The sequence below is a fragment of the Gulosibacter sp. 10 genome (assembly GCF_900163695.1).
Lineage (GTDB): Bacteria > Actinomycetota > Actinomycetes > Actinomycetales > Microbacteriaceae > Gulosibacter.
Map to the genome: position 1 here is coordinate 1 of NZ_FUIC01000018.1, position 16,118 is coordinate 16,118.

The 16,118-nt window shown below is 67.7% G+C and carries 17 protein-coding genes, 1 tRNA gene, 1 pseudogene and 1 riboswitch; of the genes and pseudogenes, 10 read left to right on the forward strand and 9 right to left on the reverse strand.

Going from position 1 to position 16,118, the window contains the following annotated elements; all coding sequences use genetic code 11:
• Both FM112_RS17520 and FM112_RS17670 read right to left on the reverse strand, forming a co-directional pair.
• Positions 1-262 (reverse strand): annotated as a pseudogene (locus FM112_RS17520) (hypothetical protein); the annotation flags it as partial.
• Complete coding sequence (locus tag FM112_RS17670; RefSeq protein WP_087005748.1) at positions 259-972, reverse strand: DUF3662 and FHA domain-containing protein; 714 nt, start codon at positions 970-972, stop codon at positions 259-261. The pseudogene FM112_RS17520 and the gene FM112_RS17670, both read right to left, overlap by 4 nt.
• Positions 973-1,131: 159 nt before the next feature.
• On the opposite strand from FM112_RS17670, the gene FM112_RS07250 reads away from it, so the two are divergent.
• The 3 genes from FM112_RS07250 to FM112_RS07260 all read left to right on the forward strand — a co-directional run bounded on the left by FM112_RS07250 (position 1,132) and on the right by FM112_RS07260 (position 5,286).
• A tRNA-Leu gene (locus FM112_RS07250) sits at positions 1,132-1,215 on the forward strand.
• Positions 1,216-1,622: 407 nt separating this feature from the next.
• Positions 1,623-1,732, forward strand: a riboswitch (TPP riboswitch).
• A gap of 8 nt (positions 1,733-1,740) precedes the next feature.
• Positions 1,741-3,543: a phosphomethylpyrimidine synthase ThiC gene (thiC, locus tag FM112_RS07255; RefSeq protein WP_087005930.1), complete on the forward strand. Its 1,803-nt coding sequence runs from the start codon at positions 1,741-1,743 to the stop codon at positions 3,541-3,543.
• A 54-nt stretch (positions 3,544-3,597) separates the two neighbouring features.
• Complete coding sequence (locus tag FM112_RS07260) at positions 3,598-5,286, forward strand: GMC family oxidoreductase (protein WP_217874468.1); 1,689 nt, start codon at positions 3,598-3,600, stop codon at positions 5,284-5,286.
• Between the two features lie 278 nt (positions 5,287-5,564).
• On the opposite strand, the gene FM112_RS07265 is transcribed toward FM112_RS07260, so the two are convergent.
• From FM112_RS07265 to FM112_RS07280, 4 genes are all read right to left on the reverse strand, one after another.
• Positions 5,565-6,311 (reverse strand): energy-coupling factor transporter transmembrane protein EcfT, encoded by a 747-nt coding sequence (locus FM112_RS07265; protein ID WP_087005751.1) that lies wholly within the window; start codon positions 6,309-6,311, stop codon positions 5,565-5,567.
• Entirely contained in the window at positions 6,308-7,765 is a 1,458-nt protein-coding gene (locus FM112_RS07270) for an ABC transporter ATP-binding protein (RefSeq protein ID WP_254910411.1), read from the reverse strand. The genes FM112_RS07265 and FM112_RS07270 overlap by 4 nt, the downstream gene beginning before the upstream one ends.
• Before the next feature lie 2 nt (positions 7,766-7,767).
• Positions 7,768-8,403 (reverse strand): ECF transporter S component, encoded by a 636-nt coding sequence (locus FM112_RS07275; RefSeq protein WP_087005757.1) that lies wholly within the window; start codon positions 8,401-8,403, stop codon positions 7,768-7,770.
• An 81-nt stretch (positions 8,404-8,484) separates the two neighbouring features.
• On the reverse strand, positions 8,485-9,843 hold the full coding sequence (locus FM112_RS07280) for an NtaA/DmoA family FMN-dependent monooxygenase (RefSeq protein ID WP_217874470.1): 1,359 nt from the start codon (positions 9,841-9,843) through the stop codon (positions 8,485-8,487).
• Between the two features lie 176 nt (positions 9,844-10,019).
• Here FM112_RS07280 and FM112_RS07285 point away from each other — a divergent pair, with 176 nt between their 5' ends.
• Complete coding sequence (locus FM112_RS07285; RefSeq protein ID WP_087005758.1) at positions 10,020-10,562, forward strand: YaeQ family protein; 543 nt, start codon at positions 10,020-10,022, stop codon at positions 10,560-10,562.
• A 99-nt stretch (positions 10,563-10,661) separates the two neighbouring features.
• On the opposite strand, the gene FM112_RS17175 is transcribed toward FM112_RS07285, so the two are convergent.
• From FM112_RS17175 to FM112_RS07295, 3 genes are all read right to left on the reverse strand, one after another.
• Positions 10,662-10,811: a hypothetical protein gene (locus FM112_RS17175; RefSeq protein ID WP_176386720.1), complete on the reverse strand. Its 150-nt coding sequence runs from the start codon at positions 10,809-10,811 to the stop codon at positions 10,662-10,664.
• Between the two features lie 45 nt (positions 10,812-10,856).
• Positions 10,857-11,111, reverse strand: a complete 255-nt coding sequence (locus FM112_RS07290) for an addiction module protein (RefSeq protein ID WP_087005761.1) — start codon at positions 11,109-11,111, stop codon at positions 10,857-10,859.
• 321 nt (positions 11,112-11,432) lie between these two features.
• Positions 11,433-12,032: a TetR/AcrR family transcriptional regulator C-terminal domain-containing protein gene (locus FM112_RS07295; RefSeq protein ID WP_217874472.1), complete on the reverse strand. Its 600-nt coding sequence runs from the start codon at positions 12,030-12,032 to the stop codon at positions 11,433-11,435.
• A 57-nt stretch (positions 12,033-12,089) separates the two neighbouring features.
• Here FM112_RS07295 and FM112_RS07300 point away from each other — a divergent pair, with 57 nt between their 5' ends.
• The 6 genes from FM112_RS07300 (at position 12,090) to FM112_RS07325 (ending at position 15,826) form a co-directional block, all read left to right on the forward strand.
• Positions 12,090-13,307, forward strand: coding sequence for a beta-ketoacyl synthase (locus FM112_RS07300; protein ID WP_087005770.1), 1,218 nt, complete (start codon positions 12,090-12,092; stop codon positions 13,305-13,307).
• Positions 13,308-13,552: 245 nt separating this feature from the next.
• Positions 13,553-14,056, forward strand: a complete 504-nt coding sequence (locus FM112_RS07305; RefSeq protein ID WP_087005773.1) for an Asp23/Gls24 family envelope stress response protein — start codon at positions 13,553-13,555, stop codon at positions 14,054-14,056.
• Positions 14,053-14,244 carry a DUF2273 domain-containing protein gene (locus tag FM112_RS07310; RefSeq protein WP_087005776.1) on the forward strand — a complete coding sequence of 64 codons (192 nt, stop codon included), beginning with the start codon at positions 14,053-14,055 and terminating at the stop codon, positions 14,242-14,244. Before FM112_RS07305 ends, FM112_RS07310 begins: the two co-directional genes overlap by 4 nt.
• On the forward strand, positions 14,241-14,627 hold the full coding sequence (locus FM112_RS07315; protein ID WP_087005778.1) for an NTP pyrophosphohydrolase: 387 nt from the start codon (positions 14,241-14,243) through the stop codon (positions 14,625-14,627). Before FM112_RS07310 ends, FM112_RS07315 begins: the two co-directional genes overlap by 4 nt.
• Positions 14,628-15,212: a DNA/RNA endonuclease G gene (locus FM112_RS07320; protein ID WP_140400610.1), complete on the forward strand. Its 585-nt coding sequence runs from the start codon at positions 14,628-14,630 to the stop codon at positions 15,210-15,212.
• Positions 15,209-15,826 (forward strand): hypothetical protein, encoded by a 618-nt coding sequence (locus FM112_RS07325; protein WP_087005784.1) that lies wholly within the window; start codon positions 15,209-15,211, stop codon positions 15,824-15,826. The genes FM112_RS07320 and FM112_RS07325 overlap by 4 nt, the downstream gene beginning before the upstream one ends.
• The last annotated feature ends 292 nt before the right edge of the window (positions 15,827-16,118 follow it).

A 16,118-nucleotide genomic window follows, 5' to 3' on the forward strand; every position in this document is an offset into this window, starting at 1 on the left:
CGGCAAGCACGTCTACGGCGTCGCGGATGGGATGGGCGGCCACGCCGGAGGCGACCGCGGGGGTCGGGGTGGTGTCGGCCGGGCCCTGACCGGCCGCGGCGAAGGTCTGCTGCCTGGACTGGGCCGCCATGGCCTGCTGGTAGTCGCGGGACCGGGTGCCGAAGAGGTCGCTCCGGAGCGCGTAGACGATCGAGAAGACGAAGACCCACATGACCGCGAGAAACGCGAGACGGATGACGAGTAGCGTGAGCTCCCCGCTCATGGTGTACCTCCCGGTCGTCGCACGTATCCCGTGTCATCACTGGGCTGCGCCTCGGGGACGATGCGGAACGTGAGCTGGGTACGGCCGATTTCAATGAGTGAATCAGGGTCGAGCGCGGACTGCGCGACTCGCCGACCGTTGAGTTTAGTACCGTTCGTCGATCCGAGGTCGCGCAAGCCGGCGCGCTGGCCGTCCCACACCACCTCGGCGTGCTTGCGGGAGGCCCCGCCGTCGTCGATGGTGATCTGCGCCTCGGAGCCGCGGCCGATGACGTTCGAGCCGCGATGCAGGGGGATGCGGGAGCCGTTCACCTCGAGCACCGGGGTCCAGTTCACCCGACCCTCGACCGAGCGGGACTCGATGCCGAGCTGCCCCATGCTGAGCGAGTCGTCCTGGAGCAGCTTGACCGAGAGGCCGCCCGAGAACTGGTACTGGTGCTTGGCGGCGTGGCTCTCGATCTCCTGCAGCAGGGAGGAGCGGAGCGACTCGCCCATGCCGGAGAGGCGGTCGTAGTCGGCGGCGGAGACGTGCACGTTGAAGCGGTTGGGCACGAGGATGCGCTGGCGGGAGATGATCGACGCCTTCGTATCCATTTCGCGTTTGAGCGCGGCCACGATCTCGACCGGCTGCAGGCCAGACCGGAACGTCTTCGCGAAGGCGCCATTGAAGGTGCGCTCCAGTCCGCGCTCGAACTTGTCGAGAATTCCCACATGTCTCCTTGCCGCCGAATCGCGCGGACGTACTGCCGCGCACGGTTGCATCGCATAGTAATAGGCGTGCATGTAAACCATGCCCGATGCGTGCTGCCCAGGGGAAATCTTGGCCGGATGCGAGCGGCGAGTCAAACATCTGGTAGTGTTTTCCTCTGCGCGCGAGTGGCGGAATTGGTAGACGCGCACGGTTCAGGTCCGTGTGCCCTAGCGGGCGTGGGGGTTCAAGTCCCCCCTCGCGCACGAATGCCCTCGGCCCCGGTATCACCGGGGCCGAGGGCATCTTCGTGCGCTCGCGGCCAATGCTGGCGTCCCTCCTCGGCCGGTGCACGAGACAGCGCCACGCACCTGTCCCGGACAGTGCGCTATTGCCCCGGACAGTGCGCTATTGCCCCGGACAGTGCGCTTTGAGCGCGGCGTGCATGTCTGCCCGCCGTCGTCCACCACGATGTGCGGGGCGGAAGCCGTTGCATCGGCGCTCTCCATATGGGCCGGCTCCCGCGGGTGCGCCATTGCGCGGCGGCCGCCATCCCTCGGCGCCTGGCAGTCGGCACGCACCAGCCGGCCCGCTACCGCAGTTTCGGTATGCCGCTGTCTGCGGCGGGCGTGGCGTGTCGTTGCAGCCGGTGGATGCTGCGTGGTAGGAATTGATGGTCCACACGGGGGCCCCTGGCAGGGGCTGAGATCGGGCTGGTGGAGTCCGAGACCGTTGAACCTGATCCGGTCAATACCGGCGTAGGAAGTGAGGAGATACTCGTGCCTGCGTCTATTCCCAATACGGCTGCCAGCTCCGACGAGACTGTCGATACGACGGTTCCGCGGAATTCCGAACAACACCCTGCTCACCGCATCGGATGGATCGAGGATGCCGAGCACGGCATCAAGGTCCCCGTCACCGAGATCCATCAGTTGGACTCGCCCGGAGGTCGGCCGAACGAACCCCTGCGCGTGTACCGGACGATGGGCCCCGGCAGCGTCCCCGACGAAGGCCTGGCGCCGTGGCGCGCCGAGTGGATCGCGGACCGCGACGATACCGAGTCATATCAAGCCCGGGGCCATCGGCTTGAGGACGATGGCCGCACAGCGGTTCGGCGTGGAGCGCCTTCCCAGCAATGGCAGGGTCGTAAGCCCGTGCCGCTGCGGGGGAAGCCCGGTCGCCGAGTAACGCAGATGCACTACGCCCGCCAGGGCATCATCACCCCTGAAATGCGATTCGTCGCGCTGCGGGAGCAGTGCGATGTCGAACTGGTCCGTAGCGAACTCGCGGCGGGAAGAGCGATCATCCCTGTGAATGTGAATCATCCGGAGTCTGAGCCGATGATCATCGGCAAAGCCTTCCTCGTGAAGGTCAACGCCAATATCGGCAACTCCGCGGTGACGAGCTCGATCGACGAAGAAGTCGCGAAACTCGAGTGGGCGGCGAAATGGGGCGCCGATACGTTGATGGACCTTTCCACGGGTAACGATATCCACACCACCCGTGAGTGGATCATCCGCAACTCGCCCATCCCGATCGGCACCGTGCCGATCTACCAGGCGCTGGAGAAAGTCAACGGCGACGCCAACGCGCTGACATGGGAGATCTACCGCGACACCGTGATCGAACAGTGCGAACAGGGCGTGGACTACATGACCGTCCACGCCGGGGTGCTATTGCGCTACGTGCCGCTGACGGCTGACCGGGTCACCGGCATCGTCTCCCGCGGCGGGTCGATCATGGCGGGCTGGTGCCTGGCGCATCACCAGGAGAACTTCCTCTACACCCATTTCGACGAGCTCTGCGAGATCTTCGCCGCCTACGACGTCGCGTTCTCGCTGGGCGATGGACTGCGGCCCGGATCGATCGCCGATGCCAATGATGCCGCCCAGTTCGCCGAGCTCGACACCCTCGCCGAGCTGACCAAGCGCGCCTGGGAGTATGACGTGCAGGTCATGGTCGAGGGACCGGGCCATATCCCGCTGCACAAGATTCGTGAGAATGTCGAGCGACAGCAGGAGCTCTGCGAGGGCGCACCGTTCTACACGCTCGGCCCGCTGGCCACCGATATCGCCCCGGGCTATGACCACATCACGTCTGCGATCGGTGCGACCGAGATCGCCCGCTACGGCACGGCCATGCTCTGCTACGTCACTCCGAAAGAGCACCTCGGGCTGCCCAATCGCGACGATGTGAAAACTGGGGTGATCACCTATAAGATCGCCGCCCACGCCGCCGATATCGCGAAGGGCCACCCGGGTGCGACGGAGCGTGATGATGCCCTGTCGAAGGCCCGGTTCGAGTTTCGGTGGCACGATCAGTTCGCGCTCGGCCTTGATCCGGTCACGGCGCAGGAGTATCACGACGAGACGCTGCCGGCGGAACCGGCGAAGACAGCGCATTTCTGCTCGATGTGCGGGCCGAAGTTCTGCTCGATGCGCATCTCGCAGGACATCCGCGACACGTACGGCAGCGCGGAGGCTCAGGCCGCTATCGCCGGTATGCAGCAGAAGAGCCAGGAGTTCCTGGCTTCCGGCGGCGGAGTCTATCTGCCCGAGCCGACCATCGGTCGGCCCGATGAGCCCGTCCGCTGATACTCCTCTCTGCCGGGGGTCCTGATCCGTCGCGCCGGCCGATCGATGGTCGTCGTGGCAGTCACTCGTGGTGGTGAGGTTCTGCCGGTGCGGAACGGGGGCTCGAGCCCGTCGGGCGATGAGCGCGATGCCGGTCGCGGCTCCGATTTCGATCCGGAGAGCAGTGTTGTGCAGCGGTCCTGCGGAGAGGTGCAGATGTCGAGTGGGGTAGACCGAGAAGCGGATGTCCTCGAGGCCGATCATGTGGTGGTCGGCAGCGGTTCGGGCGGGAGCCCGGTTATCCGGAGGCTGCTGGACGAAGGTCGTTCGGTGATCGTCCTCGAAGCCGGGGGCGAGGACGATCATGAGGCGATCACCGCGCCGGACCGCATGTTCGAGTTGCGCGGAACCGAACTCGACCATGCGTTCCGTACCGAACCGCAGGCATCGCTCGGCGGCAGAAGGGTGGAGTGGCCGCGAGGTCGCGTTCTTGGCGGCAGCAGCGCCATCAACGGCATGATCCACATGCGAGGCCATCGCGAGGATTTTGACTCCTGGGCCCGCGGCGGCGCCGACGGATGGAGCTATCACGACGTGCTGCCGATCCTGCGAAGGCTCGAACGCCTGGACCCGGCAGGGGATCCCGCGTACCGCGGACACGAAGGGCCCTTGCCGGTCCGGTTCAACCTCGACCTGCATCCGTTGAGTGCTGCGCAGGTGCAGGCGGCTCGGCAGGCAGGGTTTCCGTTCAACGCGGATCCCAATGCCGAAGACCCGTACGGAGTCAGCCATGTGCAGCTCAACATCGCTGATGGACGGCGCGTGAGCGCCTGGCGCGCGTATCTCGGATCAGCACGGGAGCACGAGCGGTTGACGGTTCTTCCGGGCGCATCGGCGATCCGCGTGCTTCTGGAACGGGGGAAGGCCGTCGGAGTCGAATATGTTCGGCGGGGAGAGCGGCGCGTTGCTCGTGCGCGCGGCGAGATCGTGCTGTCGGCCGGCGCTCTCGGGACTCCGCACGTGCTGCAGCTTTCGGGCATCGGGCCGGCTGATGCGCTTCGGCGCGTCGGCATCACGCCGGTCGTCGATCTTCCCGGAGTGGGCGAGAACCTGCACGACCATATCCTTTCGCAGGTGGTGTGGCGCTCTCGCCGTCCGATCGATGCTTCAGGCCATGCGCCGTTCGAGGTGCAGCTCTTCGCCGATAGTCGTGCGGGGCTTGCCCGTCCGGATCTGCAACCCGTGACCGGGTTTTCCGCGTATCCGATGCCCGGCTATGTATTCCCCGAGGGACGCGTCTATTCCTGGTATCCCGGAGTCGTCCGCCCTCGTAGCCGCGGGCGTCTGTGGCTCCGCAGCGCCGACCCGATGGAGCAGCCGTTGGTGGATCCCGCGTATCTGCGCGAGCAGGATGACCTCGACGCACTGGTCGAAGGCATTCAGATCACTCGCGAAATCGGCAGGCAGGCGGCGCTCGCGGAATGGAACGCCGAGGAGATCGCCCCGGGGCCCGATGTACGCACCCGCGCCGAGCTCGATGCCTATGCTCGTGCGAGCCTGAACACGTACTACCACCCGGTGGGGACTGCTCGTATGGGAACCGACCCGCTCGCGGTCGTCGACCCGCGACTGCGCGTGTACGGTGTGACCGGCCTTCGCGTGGCCGATGCGAGTATCTTCCCGGAGATTCCATCTGCGAATACCCATGTCGCCGCCGTCATGGTGGGGGAACGGGCCGCCGACTTCATCGCGGCGGATTCTTGAGGTCGTGGGCCGACGGGTGCGCCCGCCGCGCATCCAGTCTGCCGAACCGGCCGGAGGATCGCTCGGAGGGCTGAGCCCGGGCGGACGCGCAGTGATCTCCCATCCGGTACTCGACGGTGCGAGTCCCGCGGCCGGGCGGCCCGGCGGCCCGGCGCGCCCCTGGACGGGGAGCGGTCGTCTCGTGCACCGGAATACCGGCGATCCTCGCCGATATGCGGTGGGAGGATGCGGTTCGTGCTGCACGAAGCGTTGGGCTTCAGGGCTCCGTCGGTCTGCGATCAGCCGAAGAACCGTGTCGAGAAGGTCGTGAGCGAGACGACCACGATCAGGATGCATACCGCGGTATCCCGCTGACGCCACCTCGAACGCCGCCATTCGCCGCGCTGCACCCCTCGCCGTTCCCAGGCCTGCATCCCCCGAGTCTCCATGGCTGCCGATAGGGTCGTCGCCTGTCTCAGCGCAAGGACGAGGAACACCGTCGTCCGCCCGCAGAGCTCTCGAACCCGGCCCGCCGGACCGCGTCCGGCAAGGCCGCGGCTACGACGTACGAGCCCGAGCTCCTGCCATTGATCGGCCAGCAGGAGCGATCGCTGCAGCGCCATCACCGCGGCGAGCACTGGCCTTGCGGGGAGGCGGAGCTGCTGCATCAGCGCGTCTCCGAGCGGGAACGGCCGTATGTGCGCGGACAGGAGAAGCCCGGGCAGCGCCACGCACGTGACGCGTCCGGCTGCCACGGCGGCGACGGCGACATCGCGTGAGCCGATGAGCCAGTTGCTCCAGAGCATCGTCGAGCACAGCAGCAGCGCTGCGAAGAGCCGCATGGCAGTGCCCCGGAACCCGCTGTGGGTGAACGGCAGGGACAGCAGCACCGCGGCGATCCCGAATGCGACCCCCAGAAGGGAGTCTATGGTGAGCGCGGCGATCCCGGGGAGGACGATGCCGGAGACGATCACCAACTGGTTGAGGCTCGCGATTCGCGTCCCGTCCGCAGCAGTCTTGTCGAACTCGAAGGATGCGGTGCTCATGATCGGTGTTCGCCGGAGACCGGTCGAATTTCTGCGTGGATGTTCAGGAAGGGCGATAACCGGGCGTCGTGCGTGGATACGGCGAGACTTCGCCCATGTTGTCGCAGGAGCTCGATCGCCGCCCTTATGCCTCGCCACGTGCTCCGGTCCTGTCCCACCGTGGGTTCGTCCAGGAGGACGACCGGCGCGTCGCTCGCGACGGCCGCGGCGATTGCGAGGCGACGCTGTTCCCCGCCAGACAGCGTGTGGGGATTCCGTGCTTCGGCGTGATCGAGCGCAAGGCATTCGAGCAGTCGGCCGGCCCGAGGAATGTCCTTTCGCGTGAATCGTCCGGTGAGGCGTCGGGTGAGCAGCACTTCCTCGAGCACGGTCTTCGCCACGATACCGCGGTCCGGGTTCTGCCCCATGAACGCGATCCGTGCGGCGAGATCCTTCGAGGCCCAACGATAGGGCTCCTGCGGATGAGCGCCGCGCAACGAGGTCGAAGCCATGAGGACTCCCCGGCTCGGCCGATACCAGCCGGCGAGAAGCCGGAGCAGTGTGGTCTTGCCGGCGCCGCTGGGCCCTGTGACGGCGACACCATCACCAGGCTTCAGCTCGATATCGGCGGATGCCAGGCGAGTGCCCGATGACGTCGAATACCCGAGTCCATAGCCTGAGAGCCGGGGTTCGGCGTCCGGCGCTTCCGCGGCCGGATCGGGTTGCCAGGCGATCTCGATCGGTTCGGCAGGAGGCGAGGCACCGGGCAGCCAGAGCTCGGGGGAGTGCAGATGGGCGGATGCGTCTTCCGGGCTCCCGTCGAAGACGATGCGGCCATGCTCGAGGACGATGACGCGGTCGATATGCGGCCACCATCCCGCGAGATCATGATCTGCGATCACCAGCGCTGAACCGCTGTGCTCGGCGACCCTCACGATCGCGGTCCTGGCTTCGGCAGCCGATTCGTGATCGAGCATGGCGAGCGGTTCATCCAGGAGCAGTGCCGAGGGCTGCATTGCGAGGAGTCCCGCCAGCGCCAGCCGCTGTCCCTGGCCGCCGGAAAGATGCGTCGAGCGGCGGTCGGGAGCGAGGTGACGGAGCCCGACGCTTCCGAGTGAGCGCCGCACGATCGCGTGGAGCGAATCGCCGGTGATCCCCAGATTCTCCGGGCCGAATGCGACATCCCGGCCTACCGTCCCCGCAACGACTTGGTCGGTCGGATTCTGCAGGAGGAGGCACACGACGCCCTCGCCCGCGCCGCTCGACACCTCGCCGGTCAGGTCTCCCGGGGCGTAATCCACGAGCACACCGGCGAGGGCGCGCAGGAGCGTGGATTTGCCGGAACCGCTGGCGCCTGTGATCAGGACGCGTTCACCGACTCCGACCTCGAGATCGATGCCGACGAGCGTCGGCTCGGCGCCCCACGGGGTCCAAGTCAGGCCACGGGCGCGGAGATGCGTCGAGGCGCGATGCATGCTCACTCGGCACGGGCATCGTCGCGTTCCGGGAGCGCATGGCGCTCCCTCCCTGCGGGGAAGGCGTCGAGCGCCCCGCTTGCCGCAAGGGCCTTCACGATGAGCCACCCGACTCCGGCGCCGATGACGACGGCCGAGACGATTCCGGAACCCGCGTTGATCAGCTTCCATCCGAGCGCCCAATCCGGGTAGTAGAGGTTCACCCCCCAGAAGCTCTGCACCAGCGCACCGAAGCCGATGCCCAACGCCAAGGGGCCATAGCCCCATCTCCGCCAGCGGAAGAGCGCGAGTACGAGTTCTATCCCGACGCCGTAGAGCAGGCCGGAGACCAGCGCGATGAGCGAGAACTGGTTGCCGAGCAGCAGCTCCACCGCGGAGGCGATTCCCTCGGTGAGCATGGCTGCCCCCGGACGGCGAACGATCGCCGCGCCGACGACGGCAGCGATCGTCCATACGCCTCCGACGAGTCCGATGATCGGTGGAAAGCCGAGGAACAGGGGGAAGACGAGAGCGTAGACTGCATCCCAGCCCCAGAATACGACTCCGAACGCTGCACCGAGAATGGCGACAGTGACGAAATCGACCGTGCGCCAGGCCCATGGCCGCCCGGATGCGAGTGTCAGATTACGAACGGGCATAATAGGGTCTCCTCCGGCTCACAGCATCTTTCTTTACTCTGTTTAGAAAGTGTACAGGTGGATGGTGCTGTACCGCGGCCCTCAGGTATCCCGCATTCGACGATGTCGAGGGGAGCCGGGGTGGTCGTCCGACAGGCGATCATGCCCGCTGCCGAAGAGCTGTGATCGCCACGTGCCGGAGACGGGCCGTTCCCACACTCCGCGTCGGGCGAGCTCCGGCAGCACGTAGTCGCCGAACTCTTCGAATGATCGGCCAGGAACGACGTCGACGAGGTTGAATCCGTCGATGTCCGCCTCCCGGCTCCATCGTTCGATCTCGTCGGCGACATGTTCGGGGCCGCCCACCAGCAGGGGGCCGAAGCTCGACACCGCCATGTGATCGGCGATCTCGCGAGGCGTCCATACGCGATGCGGGTCCGCCCTGGTGAAGTTCTCAAGGATTGTCCGGATGCCCGGAGCCTGCGAGTACTCTAGGGGCTCGTCGAAATCCAGCACGCCGATGTCGATGCCCACCGTGGCCGCGAAGCGGGCCAGGTTGCCCTCCGCGCTCGCATACGAGCGGTAGTGCTCGTACCGCTCCTGAGCCGCGGCGTCGTCGAGGCCCGTGACCACCGTGAGGATGGACAGCACTTTCAACGATCTCGGATCACGCCCGTGCAGCGATGCACGCCGACGGAGGTCATCCACGGTCCTGCGGAGAATCGTCGGGGTGGGTGCGCTCGCGAACACCACCTCTGCGTGTCGTGCTGCGAACTCGCGACCCCGTTCGGAACTCCCCGCCTGGAGCAGGAGCGGTGTCCGTTGCGGGGTGGGGGCGGACATATGAATGCCGTGGACCCGGAAGTGGTCGCCTTCGAACGATATGGGTCGAACCCGTTCCGGGTCGGCGTAATCGCCGTTGACCCGGTCGAGGAGGACGGCATCGTCATCCCAGCAGTCCTCCCAGAGGCGGTAGGCGACCTCGAGGAATTCATCGGCCCGGTCGTAGCGCTCGTCGTGGTCGAGCTCACCGCCTGTGCCGAGGGCGCGGACGGCATTGCTCGACAGACCGGTGACGATGTTCCATCCGATACGGCCCCCGCTCAACTGATCCAGCGTGCTGAGTTTCCTGGCGATGTCGTAGGGGAGCGTCGCCGTGGTCGGAAAGGTGATTCCGAAGCCGAGGCGCTTCGTCGCCGCTGCCATGGCAGAGATCATGAGGCTCGGATCCGTAGACGGAACTTGGAGGCCTTCGCGCACCGCCTGCTCCGCGGAACCGTGATAGACGTCGGGTACGCCGAACGAGTCGGCGATGAAGAGCCCGTCGAATCCATAGCGCTCCAGGGTGCGAGCGCGGTCGATCCAGAACTCGAGTTCGTCGTAGCGAGTGGCCTGGCTTTCCGGGTGGCGCCATAAGCCGGCGGTGGTGTGCGTCGTCATCGACGCCTTGAAGCCATTCACGATGATTCTTGTGGGCGCCAACGCGCATCTCCGTCCGTGATACCGCCGATCGGTCGATTCGACGCTACACGGGATCGGCACCGCCCGAATCCGCCGATCAGGACAAGCCGCTTGCCCGGCAGCGTTCGAAGCGCCCACGGGGCACGATGCGCGCCGGGCGGGTAGGCTCGCTCACCATGGCGATAGGCGCGACGATCCACACGTTCGAGGTCGAGCTGGCGGACGTGGACCGCGGCGTCTACGAGCAGTTCTCGCTGCGCGCGGCGCGGCACCCCTCCGAGACCGGGCTCTTCCTCGCCACGCGCGTGCTGGCCTACTGCCTCGAGTACGAGGAGGGCATCGCGTTCAGCGCCGGCGGGGTCTCCTCGACCGAGGAGCCCGCCGTGGTGGTGCGCGACCTCACCGACCGCATCACCGCCTGGATCGAGGTCGGGGCGCCCGACGCGCAGCGGCTGCACTTCGGCAGCAAGCTCGCCGGGCGGGCCGCGGTCTACACCCACAGGGATCCCGCCAAGCTCCTCGACGCGTGGCGGGGCAAGACCATCCATCGCGCCGAGGACATCGTGCTGCGCTCGTTCGACCCCGGCTTCGTGGAAGCGGTCGCCGCGGCACTCGAGCGGCGCAACGCGCTCACGGTCTCGGTCACCGAGGGGCAGCTCTATCTGGAGTGCAACGGCGCGGTGCTCGACACGGCGATCCACGAGCATCGCGCCGCCTGATCTGCCGGATGCGTCGAAGTCGGCCTTCACGTACGGCGCGTCCTTCGAGCCGAAGTGGACGGTGCGTCGACCGACACACTCCGCGGTCCGTGGGCGCGGTCAGCGGTCGAGTCGGTGCCGCCAGTAGCCGGGCCCGTGGCGGTGATGGGCGTAGGCGACGATCATGACGCCGGTGTCGGTGAAGTAGTAGAGCACGCGGTACGGGAAGACGCGAACGCTCCTGCTGCGCTTCCTACCATCTGGCTGCATCTCGCAGTTCCGAGGGTGCCTCGGGGTGAATGCGGCGCGTCAGCCTTACTTGCGCATCGCGGCGAGTTTCGCACGAATCTGCGCGTGCACCTCGTCCATGTCCAGCAGTTCGGCCTTGCCGCTCTCGATGTCATCAATGCGACGGCGCAGCTCGGTACGCCAGGCGGAATCTGCCTCGGCCGGATCGGTGCCGGTGCGGTCAGCATCGAGGCTTTGCAGACCACGCTGGATCACGGCAGCACGATCATGCTGATCGAGTGTGAGAAGCGCCTGCTCGACTTCCGTGACATTCATGGGCATGCATGCAGTGCACGCCGAGGCACCGACACCGCCCGGGTGCACATGTCCGTGCCCCGGTACCTATCTCTGTCGCCAGGGCCGGCGCTTCACCGGGGGCATTGCTCCCGGCCCACCGGTCCAACCCCGTCGCGGTGAGGATTGTTGCCGCGGTGCTCTTGCACGAAGCCGGGTAGCCTTGCTCGGCGCGGGCCCGTTCGGTCCGAACCACTGTCTCGTCCGGAGGCGAGGGCGCGGAGCTGTTCGGCCGCTGTCCCGCACGTGTTTCGCGGCCCGCTGGTGCCGGGGGCCGATCGAGCAGGGTAGGCGGTGGATGTGCTGGGCTCAGACTGCGGGATCCTCGCCCCGGATGACGAGCGTGGCGGCGACGTCGATGTCGGACGGGCCGCCCGGGTAGCCCGCCTGCGAGATCAGGACGGCGCCGAACACGGCGCTCCAGAAGGTCTTCGTCGCGCGTTCGACTCCCTGGTCGGTCGTCCAGCCGTGCTTCGCGAGCTCCTTCGACAGGTACCGGTCGGATTGCCGGAAGAGCACGGCGAGGGCGTTCTGCAGCACGGGCTGGACGGACTCGTTGCCGCGGGCGAGCGCGAGCGCGCCGACGACCGCGGTCGTGGACGGCATGCTGAGCGCGGTCCGGGCCAGCGCGCGCCGCAGCGCATCCGGGGTCGACGCGCGCCGCCCCGCGGCCTGCAGCCGCTCGGTGTCCCGCAGCAGCAGGGCGAAGGCCGCATCCACGTACAGCGCGTCCTTCGAGCCGAAGTGATGGGTGATCTGATTCGGGTACACCCCGGCCGAGCTGGCGATCTCGCCGACGGTCACGTCCGCGGGCCGCCGTTCCCGGAAGAGCGCCATCGCGGCTTCGCGGATCCTCCGCCGGGTCTCCGCGCCCCGGCCGGTCCGGCTGCGTGCGGTCGAGTCTGGCATCCCCCGATTGTATGTGATACAACTTAGCTTGTACGTCATACAAGTTTGGGAGTGCGGATGCGGATCGCGGTGACCGGGTACGGGGCGTTGACGGCCCTCGGCGACGGAGTGGAGGAGCTGTGGAGCGGCCTCCTCGAGGGGCGCTCCGGCGCGCGGCTGCTCGACGAGGCCGGCGGGGAATGGGCGGAGCTGCCCGTGCGGATCGCCGCGCCGGTGACGGCCGACCCGGAGGCGGCCCTCGGCCGGCCGCGGGCGCGACGGCTCGACCGGAGCCAGCAGCTGGCGCTCATCGCCGGCGGGGAGGCGTGGCGCGATGCGGGGAGCCCGCAGGCCGATCCCGAGCGGCTGGCCGTCGTCGTGGGCACCGGCATCGGCGGGGTCGGCACACTGCTCGAGCAGGACGACGTCCTCAAGCAGCGCGGTCCGCGCCGGGTGTCGCCGCGGACGGTGCCGATGCTCATGGCGAACGGCGCATCGGCGCAGCTGAGCATCGAATACGGGGCGCGAGCCGGCACCTACACGACCGCCGCGGCCTGCGCCTCGGGCGCCGAGGCCATCGCGATGGCGGCAAGGCTCATCCGGGAGGACGACGCGGATATCGTGATCGCGGGCGGGGTGGAGGCGGCGATCACGCCCCTGACGCTCGCGGGATTCGCGCAGGCCCAGGCGCTCGCCAAGCCGGACGGCCCGCCCGAGGGGCTCTCGCGCCCGTTCGACGCCGACCGCCGCGGCTTCGTGCTCGGGGAGGGCGCCGGATTCGTGATCATGGAGCGCGAGGACCGCGCCGCGGCCCGCGGGGCGCGCGTCCGGGCCCGGCTCGACGGCTGGGGCGTGACCGCCGACGCCTACCACATCACGGGCACGGAGCCCGGCGGCGCAGGGCAGGTGCGGGCGATGCGCAAGGCGCTCGCCAAAGCCGGGCTCGCGGCGGCGGACATCGACCACGTCAACGCCCACGCCACGGGCACCGCCGTCGGCGACCGGGCCGAGGCGGATGCGGTGTTCGAGGTCTTCGGCGATCGCGTCCCGGTCACGGCGCCCAAGGGCTCGCTCGGGCATCTTGTGGGCGCCGCGGGCGCGGTCGAGGCGATCATCGCCATCCGGAGCCTCGAGACGGGACTCGTCCCCGCCACGAGGAACCTGCGCGAGCTCGACCCCGAGATCCGGCTCGACGTCGTCGCCTCGGAGCCCAGGCGCGAGCCGGTCCGCGCGGTGCTGAGCAACTCGTTCGGCTTCGGCGGGCAGAACGTCTCGCTGGTGCTGCGGGGGAGCTGAGCCGCCTCCGGATGCATCGCGGCCTTCGCTCCTGCCTTGCCCCTCGCGCCGTTCGCCGCTGCCGAGCGATTCCGCCCGCTTTCCCGGGCCCTCTCTGCGCCGCCGTCGAGATCGTGTTCGGCGTCCGGAGAAGTATTTTGTGATGTTTCGCCCGGCCCGGCCGTCCTATCACTAGAGCGTCGTTCTTTCGCTCATCGATAGGCACGGCCATCGGGGTCGTGCTGCGGAATCTGGAGGTAGTTCTGATGGCTACGAATGAGATCGACAAGACTGTTGCATCCGAGGACGGCATCGCGAAGACGCGGGCCGCTACGACTCCTCGAGTGGATCGCGCACCTGCCGCGCCGGGCGCAACTGCGCAGGACGGAATTTCTGCAGGGCGCACCACGATCGCCGAGAGCGTGGTCGCCAAGGTAGCGGGGATCGCCGCCCGCGAGGTCTCCGGCGTGCATTCGCTCGGCAATGGCGGAGCGCGTGCCCTCGGAGCGATCCGCGACGCGGTCAACGCGACGGACCTGACCCAGGGCGTGAAGGTCGAGGTCGGAGAAACCCAGGCGGCTGCCGACATCACGATCGTGGTGGACTATCCGGCACCGATTCAGGACGTCGCGGAGAACGTGCGCAACTCGGTCGTGGAAGCGATCACGCGTCTCGTGGGCCTGCAGGTCGTCGAGGTGAACGTCGATGTGAACGACGTGCATTTGCCCACCGATGATTCGGCTGATGACGCCGAATCCCGCGTGTCATGAGCCCGGCGCTGAGCGGCGCCCTCGTCGGGGCCGTCCTGGCCTTCGCGGCGCTGGTCTTCGGGTTCTGGGGGTTCCTGCTGGTGGCAGTGCTCATGGGCATCGGCGCCCTTGTCGGACGGGCGATGTCCGGGCAGCTGGATTTCCGGGCGTTGGTCGCGGCCTTCACGGGTAGGCGTACCTCGTCATGAACGGCATGATCGTTGCGTCCCTTCCGGACGTCGAATCTGATGACCTCCCCCGGATACCCGGCAGGATTCGAGTACGGGACCGGGCCATCGAGAAGGTCGTCCGGGAGACGTCAGCGGTCGCCATCGGCGTGCCACGGGACGATGCGGATGTCGAAATCGAGGAGTGGGGGAGCGGGCTGTCCGTGCGTATCTCGGCGAAGCTGCCCATCCCCGATCTCTGGGATGCCGAGGCGGTCCGGGGCGAGCAGCCGGTGCTGGAGCGGGCTCGCCGTTTGCAGCGCGTCCTGGCGGAGGAATTCACCAGGTTGACGGGCCGAGAGATCCGTCGCGTCTCGTTCACCGTGACGGGGGCGGCGGCTTCGCGGCAGAAGAGGGTGAGGTAGATGATGAATCCGATCCTGAAGCGAGTCGTACGCAGGGAAACCCATTCGCCTCGTACTGTCGCGACTGTCGTCGTGCTGCTGCTCGTAGCGGCCGCTGCCGTTTATGCGGCCGTGGAGATCGTGCTGCACCTTCTCGGGGTCGCGCCGCTCCTGGTGGCGCCGGGCTCGTTCCTCGAGCAATGGCCTGCACTCCCCGACGCCGAGCCGAGAGCGCTTGTCCTCGCGTGCGCTGCGATCGCGGCGGTCGCGGGCTTCGTCCTGATCTGGCTCGCGCTGAGCCCCGGCCGCCGACCGAGGCATCAGCTCGGAGCCGGACCGCATGCGATTGTGGTCGATAACGGCGTGATCGCATCGGCGGCGGCGGCTCGGATCCGTCGAGAGCTGGATCTGTCCAGGAACGCGGTGGTCGTCGGCGTCGGGCACAGGGCCGCGGATGTGACCGTGCGCCCTGATGCGGGGCGAACGATCGACCGGGCCGAGGTGCGCGCCCTCGCGGAGTCGGAGCTCTCGGGCTACGGACTCTCACCGGAGGTGAAGGTACGGGCGCGAGTCGTGCGCACTGCAGATGCGGAAGGAGCATCATGAACGCCACGAACCGAGGCGTGAACCGGAGCATTCTCCTGACCGTCGGTGCAATGCTCCTGATCTCCGGCGGCGCTGCACTCGTCGTGGTGCTCTGGGCTCCTGCGGGGAGCGTGTGGACGGCAGGAACCGGCGCCGCCGTCGACTGGCTGCGTGAAACACAGATCGATACGCGAATCGCGGATTCGACGACGTTGAGCTGGCTCGCGCTCGCCCTCCTCGCCCTGCTGCTGATCGTCGTGGTGATCGCAGTGGTCGTGATCGCGAGACTCGGCGGCGGGGGTAGCAGTCGGGTGGTGCATGTGGAGGCGGAGGAAGCTCCGTACGGTTCCGTGACCGTTCGTGCCCGATTCGCCTCAGACGCGATCGCCGATGCGTTGGCCGGGCGTGATGAGATTCTCGCCTCGCGGACCAGGGTACGTCGAGTCCGCGACACGAACGTGCTGCACGTCAGCGTTACGCCCCGTCTGAACACCTCGCCCGTGGACGTCGCAGATACCGTCGCGCAGCTGGTGGGCAACCTCGAAACGCTGATGGGTCAGGATGTTCCCGCATGCATATCGGTGCATTCCGGCATTCGCTCCAGGGTGGCACCGGAGCGCTCTCGAGTCGATTGACCCGGGTCGGGAGAACCCGGATTCGAGAAAGGGGTAGACGTGAACGCGTATTGCCGTGGCGGAACGCCCGATGCGGCGGAGGCCGTGAGAGGTGAGTGCACGGGTCGAACGAGCCCGTGTCGCTCCTCCGGCTTTGCCTCGGACAGCCAGACCGCGGGGCTTCCCGATGTGTCGCCTATCCACGGGCGGACTGCTGACCGATGGGGGAAGAAATGACGATCGTGTACAGAATCGCCGATCTGCTGCTCGACAGGTACGAGCATGAGGGGCAGCGCAGGGCGGATCTGCCGTG

What these genes read in the sequence shown, in the direction of transcription:
- FM112_RS07265 (WP_087005751.1), bottom strand. Translation starts at nt 6,311, where the DNA reads ATGAGCACCGCATCCTTCGAGTTCGACAAGACTGCTGCGGACGGGACG.
- FM112_RS07270 (WP_254910411.1), bottom strand. Translation starts at nt 7,765, where the DNA reads ATGCATCGCGCCTCGACGCATCTCCGCGCCCGTGGCCTGACTTGGACC.
- FM112_RS07275 (WP_087005757.1), bottom strand. Translation starts at nt 8,403, where the DNA reads ATGCCCGTTCGTAATCTGACACTCGCATCCGGGCGGCCATGGGCCTGG.
- FM112_RS07285 (WP_087005758.1), top strand. Translation starts at nt 10,020, where the DNA reads ATGGCGATAGGCGCGACGATCCACACGTTCGAGGTCGAGCTGGCGGAC.
- FM112_RS17175 (WP_176386720.1), bottom strand. Translation starts at nt 10,811, where the DNA reads ATGCAGCCAGATGGTAGGAAGCGCAGCAGGAGCGTTCGCGTCTTCCCG.
- FM112_RS07290 (WP_087005761.1), bottom strand. Translation starts at nt 11,111, where the DNA reads ATGCCCATGAATGTCACGGAAGTCGAGCAGGCGCTTCTCACACTCGAT.
- FM112_RS07295 (WP_217874472.1), bottom strand. Translation starts at nt 12,032, where the DNA reads ATGCCAGACTCGACCGCACGCAGCCGGACCGGCCGGGGCGCGGAGACC.
- FM112_RS07300 (WP_087005770.1), top strand. Translation starts at nt 12,090, where the DNA reads ATGCGGATCGCGGTGACCGGGTACGGGGCGTTGACGGCCCTCGGCGAC.
- FM112_RS07305 (WP_087005773.1), top strand. Translation starts at nt 13,553, where the DNA reads ATGGCTACGAATGAGATCGACAAGACTGTTGCATCCGAGGACGGCATC.
- FM112_RS07310 (WP_087005776.1), top strand. Translation starts at nt 14,053, where the DNA reads ATGAGCCCGGCGCTGAGCGGCGCCCTCGTCGGGGCCGTCCTGGCCTTC.
- FM112_RS07315 (WP_087005778.1), top strand. Translation starts at nt 14,241, where the DNA reads ATGAACGGCATGATCGTTGCGTCCCTTCCGGACGTCGAATCTGATGAC.
- FM112_RS07320 (WP_140400610.1), top strand. Translation starts at nt 14,628, where the DNA reads ATGATGAATCCGATCCTGAAGCGAGTCGTACGCAGGGAAACCCATTCG.
- FM112_RS07325 (WP_087005784.1), top strand. Translation starts at nt 15,209, where the DNA reads ATGAACGCCACGAACCGAGGCGTGAACCGGAGCATTCTCCTGACCGTC.